Origin of the sequence: Pseudomonas sp. lyk4-TYG-107 (assembly GCF_030209055.1) — a bacterium.
GTDB lineage: Bacteria > Pseudomonadota > Gammaproteobacteria > Pseudomonadales > Pseudomonadaceae > Aquipseudomonas > Aquipseudomonas putida_A.
On sequence record NZ_JARVST010000006.1, the window covers coordinates 182,842 to 196,099 of the forward strand.

Consider the following 13,258-nt stretch of genomic DNA (forward strand, 5'->3'; position numbering starts at 1 on the left):
CGCGATCAATTTATCTGACCTACCGTATTCGCGAGCAAGCCCGCTCCCACCGGGACGCATTGCATGCCTGAATCTAAGCAAGGCTGTACTGTAAAGAGGGGCGAATTGCGGTCAGAGTTTTTGGCCATATCGATCCCCTTTTGGCCTTTCCTGTCGTTCTCCGATTCGTCGCGCGCCGCAACACTGGGGGCAACCGAATCAGCCCCCTGCGGAGAACAAAAAATGCTGACGATCTACTCGGACGATCACCACCTGCACCACGGTCGCTGCGAACTCATCGACGGCCAGCTCAAGCCGTGTTTCGAAATGCCGTCGCGCGCCGACCACGTGCTGCAACGGGTACAGCACCAGAACCTCGGCCCGGTAGAAGCGCCAAAGGATTTCGGTCTCGAACCGATCGCACGCATCCACAGCCGCGATTACCTCGACTTCTTCAAAGGTGCGTGGGCACGCTGGACCGAATTCAACACCGACGGCGACCTGCTGCCCTACACCTGGCCCGCCCGCACGCTGCGGCAAATCAAACCGACCAGCCTGCACGGCCAGCTCGGCTACTACAGCTTCGACGGCGGCGCGCCGATCACCGCCGGCACCTGGCAAGCCGCCTACAGCGCAGCGCAAGTCGCCCTCACCGCCCAAGCGGAAATCCAGCGCGGTGCACGCAGTGCGTTCGCCCTGTGCCGTCCACCGGGACACCACGCCGCCGGCGACTTGATGGGCGGTTATTGCTACCTCAACAACGCCGCCATTGCCGCTCAGGCATTCCTCGATGCCGGCCACAAGAAGGTCGCGATCCTCGACGTCGATTACCACCACGGCAACGGCACCCAGTCGATTTTCTATGAGCGCAGCGACGTGCTGTTCACCTCGATCCACGGCCATCCGGAAGCCGAGTTTCCATTCTTCCTCGGCTATGACGATGAACGCGGTGAAGGGGCCGGTGAAGGCTTCAACTTCAACTATCCGCTGCCGGCCGGTTCCGGCTGGGATGTGTGGAGTGCGGCGCTGGAACAGGCCTGCAACGAGATCGACAGCTACGGTGCCGACATCATCGTCGTGTCGCTGGGCGTCGACACCTTCAAGGACGATCCGATCTCGCAGTTCAAGCTCGACAGCCCGGATTACCTGGCCATGGGCAAACGCATCGCCGCCCTCGGCAAACCAACCCTGTTCGTCATGGAAGGGGGTTACGCGGTGGAAGAAATCGGCATCAACGCGGTGAACGTGCTGGAAGGTTTTGAACAATGAACCGACTCAAGCACTGCATTGCGCCAGCCCTGTGCGCCGCGCTGCTTAGCGTCGGCGCCCACGCCGAAGAACGTACCCTGCGCGTCTACAACTGGTTCGACTACATCACGCCCAAGGCGTTGGAAGACTTCAAGGCACAGAACACCCAGACCAGACTGGTCTACGACATCTTCGACACCAACGAAGCACTGGAAGCCAAACTGCTGACCGGCAACTCCGGCTATGACGTGGTGGTGCCGTCCAACGTGTTCCTCGCCAAGCAGATTGAAGCCGGGGTGTTCCAGCCGCTGGATCGCAGCAAGCTGCCGAACTGGAATCATCTCGATCCGAAACTGATGAAGCTGATCGAAGCCAACGACCCGGGCAACAAATTCGCCGTGCCGTACATGTACGGCACCATCCTGATCGGCTTCAACCCGGCCAAGGTCAAAGCCGCGCTGGGCGATAACGCGCCGGTGGACAGCTGGGACCTGATCTTCAAGGAAGAGAATCTCAGCAAGCTCAAGCAGTGCGGCGTCGCCCTGCTCGACTCGCCGTCGGAGATTCTGCCGCTGGCCCTGCAACACCTGGGTCTGGATCCCAACAGCAAAAATCCGGCGGACTATGCCAAGGCCGAAGCGCTGCTGATGAAGATCCGGCCGTACGTGACCTACTTCCATTCGTCCAAGTACATGGCCGACATCGCCAACGGTGACATCTGCGTCGCGGTCGGTTATTCCGGCAGCTTCTCGCAAGCGGCCAATCGCGCCAAAGAAGCGAAGAACGGTGTAGTGGTCGACATGCGCCTGCCCAAGGAAGGCGCACCGATCTGGTTCGACATGCTCGCTATTCCCAAGGGCGCGAAGAACCCGGAGGACGCCTACACCTTCATCAACTACCTGCTGCAACCGACGGTGATCGCGCCGGTCAGCGACTTCGTCGGGTATCCGAACCCGAACAAGGACGCCACCCAACTGGTCGACCCGGCGATCCGCAACAACCCCAACCTGTACCCGACCGATGCGGCGATGGGCACGCTTTACACCCTGCAACCGCTGCCGCGGGATGCCGAGCGGGCACGCACCCGGGCCTGGACCAAGATCAAGTCCGGCACCTGAGCCGACGCTGCCGACAAGACCCGCCGCCGTGCGGGTCTTTTTTTGTCTGCGATATTTATCTACCACCTTCGGTGCTCGGCCCGTCACTACCTTGCAACGCATCGCTCGCCGCCTCTTTCGCGGTGTCTGCTGTTCTGACCAAGGATATGACCATGCCAGAAACCCTCAACTCTCCCGCCGACCACAAGCTACCGGACGATCAGGACGCCCTGCTCACCCAGCTGATCGCCGGCCCCTCAATCAGGGAAGTCGCCACCCGCGCCCTGCAACCGGCACTGAAGACGCTATACCCCAAGTTACAGATCGACCCGCGACTGGCAATGGTGGTGACACCTGGCTGGACCTTGCGTGACCAGCGTGTCGTCCCCGGGCCGCGACACTTCGAATCGCTGACCGATGCGCTGGTGCGGCATGGCGTCGCCAACAAGCCAGTGACCTACCTGGATGGCGAGCACTACCTCACCTTGCATCCTGCGCACGAGACACCGGTACAACTGCCCGTCAACATCGAGGCTATCGCCAGGCTGCTCAATGAACTGGCGCCGCTGCTGTTTGTTGCCTTCGAGGAACAACAGGTCGATTACTGGAACCAGTTCACCCGCGCCTCCGCCCCGCGCTGGCAGGGATTGTCCAGGTCCCTGCGCGAACTGTGGAACGTCGGGACGAACCCGGCGTGGGACGACGACCAGCGCGCCATGGCCCGGAGTCTTTTCGACCATCCGCAAAAAACTGCCCGCAGTATCGATGATCGCTATCAGTCCCGCGCCTGCCTGATCGATCTGGACACCACGCGCGATGGTACTTCCAGTCACCTGCACGTCCTCGACATGGCCGTACTGATCGGCACGCTCGGCAGCCGCACGCTGATTCTCACCCACACCATCACTCGCGGTTTCCAGGCCTTCGATACCCTGCAGGAACTGGGTGCCTCACTGCAGACCCAGACGGAGGGACCGCCGCCTGCAACCCTGCAATGGCGGCTGATCGAACCTGACGGTGACTACTTCGATCATCTGGCTTGCAATCTGATCGCCCTGCAGGCCGACGCGATTGGCGAGCTGGCAAACGAACCGGCGACAACCAATCTGACGCCCCACGTCAGCCGCACGACCAACGAACTCGATCCCACGGACAAGCAGTCGTCTTCACGCTTCAACCTGGTCGAGCAAGCGTTGCCAGAGTGGATGGTCGACGCCTCGCCCAGCGACCTGACTGCCTACAGCCGTCATCTGATGGATCTGGCGCAGGTGCAAAGTCAGAACGCCGAGCAGTCCTTTGACGACGGCATCAAACCGATTCGCGAGTTCGCGCTGGAGCAACTGCAGGCGGCCCTGCTCAAGGAGCATCCCGAAGCCACTGAACTGAATCTGGCCGAGATTCGCATCGTGGTCGACAGCGTGGTGGTGTGGGGCAGTTTCACGCCGTTGCTGGAGCCCGAACGCAGCACCTTCAGCCTGGTCGATCTGGCGTTGCAAAACCTGATTGCCTTGCCGCTGGGCAACAAGACCGTGAGCAATATCGGCAGCACTGCGGTGCCGGCATGGATGACGGCCGATTATCTGGAGAGATTGATCGTCAGTGTCGACATCGGCCAGACCTATCCTGCGCTGATCAGGCAAAAACTGCGCGATGACCCGCTGGAAAGCCTGCGACGGCAGAACCTGTTCACCAGCCGGCTGCGTGTCGAATTGCCGTTACTGGCGTTGCAGCAGAAGATTCGCGCGCAGGGCGGGGTCGACGAGGCAGGCTATCGCTATGTCGCGGCCGTGGTTCAGGTGCTGGACGCCAATCGCCGGGTGGACGGTCAGGAGATCGTCATTCGACCGCTGGCCTTCAATCCCGCGTGGCGCCCGGGGACGACCACCGATGAAGTGGCCAACATGTTCGTGATCGGCCCCCGACAGATGGACAAGGGACCCTGCCTGCTGTACCGGCCGCTGTCCGATCACGCTTTGCTCCAGTACCCGTCGCCGGCCAACCTGGTGTACGCCATCAAGCATTCACCGACATTGCGTCAGGCGGTCCTCGCCTGGTTGCCGGTCAGTGCGCGCGCCAACTATGCCAATTACGTGTTCAGCGATGATCGACCCTCGGTATGGTCGCTCTCACAACTGCTCGCCGATCCACTGACTTCCTTGCAGATGAGCGGCACGCTGACCTTGGGAACAGCAGTCATCGCTACCGATTACTTGGCTGTTCTGTTCAAGGCCAACGTCAGTGCAATGGTCGAACTGGCGAATCGGCAATCGGTGTCCAATAGCGAAAGTCGCTGGGAAAGCTTCAAGCATGCGGGCTGGATGATCCTCAGCGCCGCGCTGCCGTTTTTCGGTCGAACCGTCGGTACCGCCGCCTGGATCTGGCAAGTGCTGGACGATCTGCAACAAACCTTCGATGCCGCTGCCACAGGCGACACCGGGCAGCAGAAAACCGCGATGACCGATCTGTTGCTGACCCTGGCCATGGTGCTCGCCCATCACGCCAGCACCCGTAACGCGACGCCTCGGGACATCACTGAAAAGAAGCCGGTGACCGTCGAAACCGAGCCCAGGGAGCCGGCACCACCAACGCCGGTAAGCATCGTGCAACGCCCTGATGTGATCGGTGAGTATCCGGCGCAACACCAGACTTCGCTGATGACCGACACCGCCCTGAGCTTGACCCAAACCCTGGATCGCTTTGCCGTTACGCGCCCCGAAGCGCTCACCCCGACCACCAGCGACGCCGGCCTTTATCGTCACCTCTATCGGCATGCCAACGGGTACTACGCACCCGTGGGTGAGCGCTGGTTCGAAGTGGCGGTCGCCGACACCGGTGAGGTATCGATCATCAATTCGCAGCGACAGCCCGGACATCAGGGCCCGGGCTTGATCCGCAATCGGCGGGGCGAGTGGTTCGTCGACACTCGCCTGCGTCTGCGCGGTGGTGGTCTGTCGAGTCGGCGCAAGGCCAAACGACGGGAAAACAATGAACGCATCGCCGAACTCAAGAAACAACTGACCGAGTTCGATAACACCCGCGAGCAGGCCCGCGCAGAGCTGACAGCCGCTCACACCGCCATGACCACGGCCAGCGATGACACTCTGGTGGCGCAGCAGACCACGTTTCTTGCAGCACTTGAACGCCGCACCGAGGAATACGCGGCTCCCATCGACCAGCTGAAATCGCTGAACCTGCTTGAGACCGTACCCCATTTCCGCACCGCCATGACCGAGATGCTCGGTACCCAGTTGTTCTTCAACCAGACATGGCTCGCTCAACGTGATCCCCTCTTCGCCAGAACCCTCAAGGAAACCCTGGTGCTGCTCGAGGCCGAAGAAACGGCGGCAGGCACCGGTGACCCTGTCACCTACCGCAGAATGTACGATTTGACCGAGGGCATGATCAGCAAGATCGAGTTTGCCCAGTCACGTTTCCAGGAGTTGAGCCGACTGGGCAAACGTGCCGCTGAAGTCGCCAATACCTATCGCGCAAAGCTGCCTGTGTTCAGTCTCAATGATCTCAAGGCACTTCAGGTGTCGCTGGCTCGCGACATCTGCCTGCAAGAGCAGGCTTCGCCAGCGCTGACTCAGGCGCAAGGCGATCTGGTACGCCTGCTCGACACAACCAACCTGGTGATTCAGACCTCACAGGAACTGCTGCTCGACCACACCAGCCTGGGGGCCAACGAGCGGATCGAAGGCCTCAACGGCATGCTCGAACAGTTTGCCGCCATCGATCAGTCGTTCGAGGATTTCGCCCTCAACCACAAGGATGTGCTGCTTGACGAGCCCTTCAGCCATACGCGTAAACGAATCAACGAGTTCCAGCGCCAGACCGAAGAGCAACTGGCGCAATTGCTCCTCGAACACCGGCCGGTGGAGCCTCGGCCCGGTCCTTCAAGGCCAGCGCCAGCCTCACGTAAACGGATTATCAAAACCCGCTTCAAGGGCACAGTGGTCGGCGAGTTGCGTTCCTCGGCGCCAGGGCAACCGGTTCTGCTTGACGTGAAAGCGCCCATGACCGGGAACGTCATCGCCACGTTTCACGAGAAAACGCCCGGTGTCTGGGTCGAACGCATTCAGCCCGGACGGCGCCGCCCGCCTGCTCCGGTAGCGGATCTCGCCACCCAGATCAGCCAGGGCCAGACGCTGCTCGATGGCGTAGAAAGCTTCATCCGGCAAACCGAAGCCCATGCCAAAAAACCCGGTCGGATTCCGGTGGAGATCGAAGAGCAGTTCCAGCGCAAGGCCGAACAGCTCGACGAAAGCGCGAAAAGCCTTGAACAGGCCCGGCTGCGGGCGAACAGCACCGAGGAGCCGCCAGCCCTGATCGCCCAATTGAACCAGGCGGGTGAACGCCTGTACGCCGAGGGCTACCGGATACGGGTCGAGATGACCAAGCAACAACCGCCAACCGCCGCCCGGGTCGAATGGTTATTGCACAAAAATGAGATCGACATTGTGTCTGGCGGTGCCCGGCGTCGCCTCAAAGGCCCGCGCAGGGATTATCTGCAGGAGTACGAAATTCGCGAGCGGCGCAGCGGCAAGACGTTGTGGTACGCGCACTTCCATTACAACAGCCTCGATGCACCGGCCGACGCCTTCACCGCCGCCCATTTGAAACTGCAGGAGCAACGGCGGATGGCCGGCGCCTTCGACCTGGACTCAGCCACCAGCAGCCCGCAAATCATCGCTATCTATCGCAGCGCGATCAGCCCGCAGCTGGCGCGTTCGCTGTTTTTCTCATAAGCCCCAAACGTCAAAAAGGACAATGACAATGACTGAGCATTCAGCGAACACCGAAACCCATGCATTGCTGCAAAAGAGCCAGATCGTCCACCAGACCAGTCGCGGGCCCACGGTCGATGAAGTCGCCAGCGCAGTGCTGCGCCAGGCGCTCGAAGCGCTGTATCCACAACGCAAGATCGATCCCGAGCAGGCCATGATCGGCACGCCACAATGGCAATGGCTGAACGCGGAACGAGTGGCCCTGCCGACCCGATTTGAATCACTGACAGAGGCACTCGTCCGGCAATTTTTCAACGGCTCCAGCGCCAACTATCTGGAGGGTGAACACTTTCTGACCTTGAACCACCAGGCCACGCCAGTGGTGCATATGGATGTCGATATCGAGGCCATTGCCGATCTGCTCAACGATTATGCGCCCCTGTTGTTTGTTGCCTTCGCCGAGCGACAGCTGGATTACTGGAACAGCACCCGACGCCAGTTGCCGCGCTGGCAAGAACTCTCCGATGCCCTGCGCGAAGCCCTGAACGTCCATAACGCCGAGGGCTGGGACGATGAACAGTGCCTGGTCGCCCGGGCGATTTCGCGGCGCCCGGACAAACAGGAGCGCCAGCGTCACGACATAACACTGTCGGACATCCGGGTGTGCCTGATCGACATCGACTCGGTCGATGCTCAAGGCGCTGCCCGGCACCTGATTCTGGGCGGCGCCGTGGTGATTTTCGGACGCTATGGCCTGCGCGATCTGGTCATGATGTACACCGTGGAAGATGGTTACGAGACATTCGACTCTCTGCAGCAACTGGGTGAATCACTGCCGCAGCGTATCGAACTGTTGCCGGCCGGACAGAATCTGCAGTGGCAGTTGTTCGAACCCGAGGGCAATTTTTTCGACCACATGGCGTGGGTCCTGATTGCCAACCAGCTCGATGCCATCCGGGCAATCACCCGACAAAGTCTCGACGAGGAAAGCGAGGACGGCTCCTCCCTTCTGCCCCTGATCGAGCAAGCCAGCGAACCGCAGAAAAACACCCTCATCGACCTCGATGATTCGATACCCGACTGGTTGCTCGACGCTTCGGCTTCCGAGCTCGATCAATACAGCCAATCGATCAATGCGCTGGGCCAGTTGTACCGGCAGGCAGACAAGGCGCTGTTGCCAATCCCGCCGATCGATACCTATGCACGCAATTGCATGCGTGAGGCGATCATTGCCGATCAGCCATCGGCGGCCGGGCTGCCTTTGGACAAATTGCAAATCCGCATCACCAACAGCTTCGAATCGGGAGGCGTGACACTGCCCGATCCGCATGACACCCATGTCGAAACCCTGGGCGAGTACGCCTTGCAAAACCGCACGCCGTATCTGGCGACTCTGCAATTCGACCCGCCACAAGCGCTGCCGCAGTGGCTGACTGTCGCCTACCTGACGAAGATGGCAAACAAGATCGACATGGGTGAGGTATACCCCGGCTTGATCAGGAACAGACTGATCAACGATCCGCAGCAGGCCCCCCTGCAGCAGCGCTTTTACATCCGCCAGTTGCACGCACTGCTGCCGCTGATTGCACTGGAATCCAAGCTGCGTCGCCTCGGCGGCGTGGATGAGCAGGGTTATCGCTGTGTCCAGGAGTGGCTCAAACCGATACCCGGTCATCCACACACTGTGGTCATTCGTCCGCTGACGTTTATCCATGCCGGGGAGACTGTTGGCGATGTTGTCACCAACATGTTCATCATTGCTCCGCGTCTGCCTGGAGCCGGGCCATGCCTGCTGTATCGTCCGTTGCTTGAGCAGCCATTGCTGCAATTCCCTTCAACGCAAAACCTGCTGTACGCCGTCCATCAGCCAGGCGAACTGAGAGATTCGGTGCTGGCGTGGCTGGCGGATTCCCAAACCAGCTTCAAATATGCCCAATACACCTTCCCCATCGGTCTGCCCAGTCCGTGGCTGGGCGCGCAATTGCTCGCCGAGCCCTGGACCAGCGTCAAGTGGGCCGGGCCGGTCGGGCTTGCCTCCACGGCGCTGACTGGCGACGTGTTCCCGGTGCTGTTCAAGACCCATGCACTGGCGATGGCCGAACTCGCCGACCGACAGTCGTTGTCCAATGCGCAACGCCGCTGGGCCTTGCTGCGAGACAGCGGGTGGGCGTTGTTCAACGTTGCCGCGAACTTTCTCTGCGGCCCGGCAGGCGCGGCGATCTGGGTCTGGCAAAGCATCAGCGAAATCGATCAGGTCGTGGATGCCCACAACCGTGGCGATACCCACGCCCAGTGGAGCGCGGTTGCCGATATGTTGCTGAACCTGGGCATGATCCTGGCCCATCATGCGGCCACCCAACGCACAACCGGCCCCCGCACAGCGTTGCGCAGCGAAGGCGCAAGCGATATCGAAAGCGAAGGACTGCCCCGGATCCAGACCGCCCCTGCACAAGCGCCTGTCCCGCCCACGGTTACACACGTCACCACGCTGCTGAAGGACCAACTCCCGGCCAGCCATTACTCCTCGCTTGAAGCCTACGGCTCGGTGCCCCGGCGTTCGCCCGGTGCCTTGGCAACGTTTCTGAATACTCTGGCCGTGCCGGCGCCCGACCTCACGGCAGCCGCCGTGGAAACCCTGCTGCGCGGCAAGGCGACCCTGTATCGCCTCGCTACCAGCACCTATGCGCAGGCGGGCGATCGCTGGTTCCGCGTGATTGAAAACGATGACCAGCAGGTGCAAATCGTTGATCCGCAGACACCGTCAAAAACCGGTCCGCTGCTGATTCACAACCAGCAAGGCCAATGGTTCGTGGATACCCGACTGCGTCTGCGCGGTGGCGCCGGGGGCACCAGCCTGCAAAGTCAGCTCAAGGCCCAGCGCAAGGAAAAGGAAACCCAGAGGAACCAGCTCGGTACGGCTCTGGAAGCATTCAGAAATCAGGAAGCCGTCGGCAACGCTGCTCTGGAACAAGCCCAGTCAGCCATGCTTGGCGCCTCCGGACAAGCCCACGAAGAGGCGACCCGGCGTTACCTTGAACACGTCGAAAAGCTGATCGGGGATTACGACGAGGCCTTGAAAATACTCGGCCAATGGCGCCTCAAAGGGGGGAGCGATGGCTATTTCGTCGAATTGCAGCGCATGACCACTTTGCTGCAAAAAAACCTCAGCCTCTGGTTCGTTCTCAAACGCAACGCTTACGCAGTATTGACCCGTAAATTGGCTCAACACACGGTCATCGATACACCGCAAGCGCTGCAAAGTTACAACGAGGAACTGCACCAGGCTCTGGCGTTGAGCCAGGACATGATCGCCCGCCTGCAACTGTCCCGTACCTCCCTGGAAACTCTCGACACCATCGGCAGTGCAGGCATGACCACCGCGCAACGCTTGCGCCAACTGCTCCCGGCGTTTAACCAGTGGGACCTGAAATCCAATGCCATCGGCATGTCTCACGAGTTGTGCATGCAGGAAACTGCCACCGAAGCGGCGCGGGAGGCCACCGGTTGGCTGATAATCGAAGCCGCCACCGCCACACACCGCCATGCCGCCCTGATCAGGAAACCCGACAACGGCGACAGCACTGCGCTGCGCATTGATCGTCTGAGCCGACTGATCGATGTCTATGTCGATGCCGATCAGCGTCTGGGGGACTTGCCAGGCGAATACCCGGGCATGGTGGTTGCGGCGGAACTGACACGGATGAGGAGCTTGCTCGGCGAATTCAGACAACTGGCGCAGGAGCAACTGAGCGAACTGCTGCCGGAAACCGGAGCCCGCAGCACGCCGGCCACACCGGGCCCCTCTGTCGCAGGACCGTCCCGACCGGTTGGCAAGGTCACCAAGAGCCGGCCTCGTGACCCTGCGCCCGCCAGACCCGCAGCCGCCAGCGAATCACCTCTGGAAGAAATGCTTCCCGTCAGACCCACCGCCTCCCCGACGACGCAGGTGGGCGACATCGAGTTCATTGCCGATGCCCTGAACCAGAATGAGCGAGTGCAGGCGTTCATTGACCGGACCCGGCGTGACGCTCTGAGGCCCAACCGCATACCGGCAGACATGCAGGATCTGTTCGATCAGCAGGCTCGGCGACTGGAACAGATTGCGGTCAGCGTCGAACAGGCGCAGGCCCGCATTGTCGCCGCCGGTGGCACGCGGTTGCCGGTGGGCAACTTGAGTGCGGAACTCAACAGCGCCGCAATCCGGTTACGTGCTCAAGGCATCGCCGTGCGCGCCAGTCTGCTCAAGGACCGCCAGCCTCGACAAGCCTATTTGAAATGGTTGCTGGACAATCATCAGGTACGAATCGTCAGGAACGTCCAGGGCCGGATCAAGACCAAAAAGCGCCAGGATTATTTTCAGGAGTATCAGATACTCGACAGCACCCAGCATGATCAGCCGTTATGGCTCGCGCATTTTCACTACGACTCGCCCGAAGCCGCGCCGGAACAATTCACCGCGGCGCACCTGAAAATCGCCGATGCGCATTTGAAGACCCTCAGCGCAGAACGTCGACAGGCTCTGACAAACCTGACGCCAATCGATTACGTGCTGCGCCGGATTGGCGATCCGAGCCTGTTCCTGCAACTCGAAGCACAACCGTGATACCACCGTCGGGCGCATCGATCTGCGCCCGCTTCAGAGGGTGTGCCACACGGTTCGCAAACGCTCGAGCGCCGCTTCGATTGCGCGCTCAGGCACCGCGGCAAAGCCCAGCACCAGTCCGGCGCGCTGGTCGACCGGGGTCGTGGAATCAGGCAGCCAATAACTGCTCAGACCATTGATCTCAACGTCGACGCTACGCGCCAGTTCGATCAGTTGGCTTTCACGCGCCACACTGGCGACCGGCACGGTCAGGTGCAGCCCGGCGGCAACGCCGGGCAACTGGCCGACGCCCGCAATATTCTGCGGCCAGCCACCGAGCAGGACATTGCGTCGGCTCAGCGCCGCGCGGCGCATGCGTCGGATGTGCCGCTGGAAATGCCCGGCGGCCATGAACTCGGCCATCACCGCCTGGGTACTGACTTCGGAGTGACGCACATCCACCGCACGCCTTTGCGCAAATGCCTTCACCAACCCCGGCGGCAACACCAGATACCCCAGGCGCAACGCCGGGAACGCGACCTTGCCGAACGTTCCCACATACAGCACTCGCCCCTGTCGATCGAGAGCGGCCAAAGGCGCCAGCGGCGCGCCGCTGTAGCGATACTCGCCATCGTAATCATCCTCGACGATCCAGCCCTGCGTGCGCTCGGCCCAGGCCAGCAATTCGAGGCGGCGGGCCAGACTCATTACCACCCCCGTGGGGTACTGGTGGGATGGCGTGACATAGGTCAGGCGACAATCGGTCAGTCCTGCCAGTTGCTGGCAGTCGATTCCCTCGCTGTCCACCGCCACCCCGTGCAACCGGGCACCGGCCACGGCGAAGGCATGACCGGCCGCTCGATACCCGGGATTTTCAATCGCTACGCCGTCGCCCGGCGCTACCAGCAACTGTGCACAAAGGCTTATGCCCTGCTGTGCGCCACTGGTGATCACAATTTGCTCAGCCGTGCACTGCATGCCCCGTGAGCTGCGCAAATAGGCCGCGATCATCCCGCGCAACCGCGCATCGCCCGCCGGATCGCCATAACACAACTGCTGCAAATCCGGCTTGCGCCAGAAAGCCGCGTTCAGCTTGGCCCAGACGTCAAACGGGAACAGATCGAAGGCTGGAACGCCGACCCGAAAAGCACGCGGCGGACCACTGGGTGGCAGGGCCAGATGATTGTTTTCAACCCGCTGAATTGCGTCGCTGTGGATAACTTTACTGGATGGAACCACAGGTAAATCCAGCCAATTTGTGGATAAGGCTGTGGGTAAGCTTGTTGAAAACCCTGTGGATACTTTTGTGGATAGTTTTTTCGTGGGCAATGCGCTGCGCAGCAACTGGGCGACATACGTGCCGTCCCCGACCCGGCCTTCGATGAAGCCTTCGGCGTACAGCTGATCGTAGGCGCGCACCACGCTGTTGCGGGAAATCGCCAACGCCGTCGCCAGATCACGGCTGGCCGGCAGCCGCGTGCCACTGGCCAGACGCCCGTCCAGCACGCGCAGACGTAGCGCCTGATAGAGCTGGCGGCTCAAACCCTGACGGCGGTCGAGCTCGATACCGGCCGGATTGAACGGCATGGACAGCGTGGGCGATTCGGGCATGACAATGGACCTAT

At 61.2% G+C, this 13,258-nt stretch carries 5 protein-coding genes; 4 read left to right on the top strand and 1 reads right to left on the bottom strand.

Annotated elements, in window-relative coordinates:
- The first annotated feature begins 222 nt into the window (after window positions 1-222).
- The 4 genes from QRN61_RS06600 to QRN61_RS06615 all read left to right on the top strand — a co-directional run bounded on the left by QRN61_RS06600 (window position 223) and on the right by QRN61_RS06615 (window position 11,654).
- Window positions 223-1,248, top strand: a complete 1,026-nt coding sequence (locus tag QRN61_RS06600; protein WP_225136807.1) for a histone deacetylase family protein — start codon at window positions 223-225, stop codon at window positions 1,246-1,248.
- Window positions 1,245-2,345, top strand: a complete 1,101-nt coding sequence (locus QRN61_RS06605; RefSeq protein WP_096795420.1) for a polyamine ABC transporter substrate-binding protein — start codon at window positions 1,245-1,247, stop codon at window positions 2,343-2,345. The genes QRN61_RS06600 and QRN61_RS06605 overlap by 4 nt, the downstream gene beginning before the upstream one ends.
- A gap of 152 nt (window positions 2,346-2,497) precedes the next feature.
- Window positions 2,498-7,072 (top strand): hypothetical protein, encoded by a 4,575-nt coding sequence (locus QRN61_RS06610; RefSeq protein ID WP_285373445.1) that lies wholly within the window; start codon window positions 2,498-2,500, stop codon window positions 7,070-7,072.
- 28 nt (window positions 7,073-7,100) lie between these two features.
- Window positions 7,101-11,654 carry a hypothetical protein gene (locus QRN61_RS06615; protein ID WP_285373446.1) on the top strand — a complete coding sequence of 1,518 codons (4,554 nt, stop codon included), beginning with the start codon at window positions 7,101-7,103 and terminating at the stop codon, window positions 11,652-11,654.
- Between the two features lie 33 nt (window positions 11,655-11,687).
- On the opposite strand, the gene pdxR is transcribed toward QRN61_RS06615, so the two are convergent.
- Window positions 11,688-13,244 (bottom strand): MocR-like pyridoxine biosynthesis transcription factor PdxR, encoded by a 1,557-nt coding sequence (gene pdxR, locus QRN61_RS06620; protein ID WP_285373447.1) that lies wholly within the window; start codon window positions 13,242-13,244, stop codon window positions 11,688-11,690.
- Window positions 13,245-13,258: the final 14 nt, after the last annotated feature.

Coding starts and splice junctions, on each gene's coding strand:
- QRN61_RS06600 (WP_225136807.1), top strand. CDS start 223: ATGCTGACGATCTACTCGGACGATCACCACCTGCACCACGGTCGCTGC.
- QRN61_RS06605 (WP_096795420.1), top strand. CDS start 1,245: ATGAACCGACTCAAGCACTGCATTGCGCCAGCCCTGTGCGCCGCGCTG.
- QRN61_RS06610 (WP_285373445.1), top strand. CDS start 2,498: ATGCCAGAAACCCTCAACTCTCCCGCCGACCACAAGCTACCGGACGAT.
- QRN61_RS06615 (WP_285373446.1), top strand. CDS start 7,101: ATGACTGAGCATTCAGCGAACACCGAAACCCATGCATTGCTGCAAAAG.
- pdxR (WP_285373447.1), bottom strand. CDS start 13,244: ATGCCCGAATCGCCCACGCTGTCCATGCCGTTCAATCCGGCCGGTATC.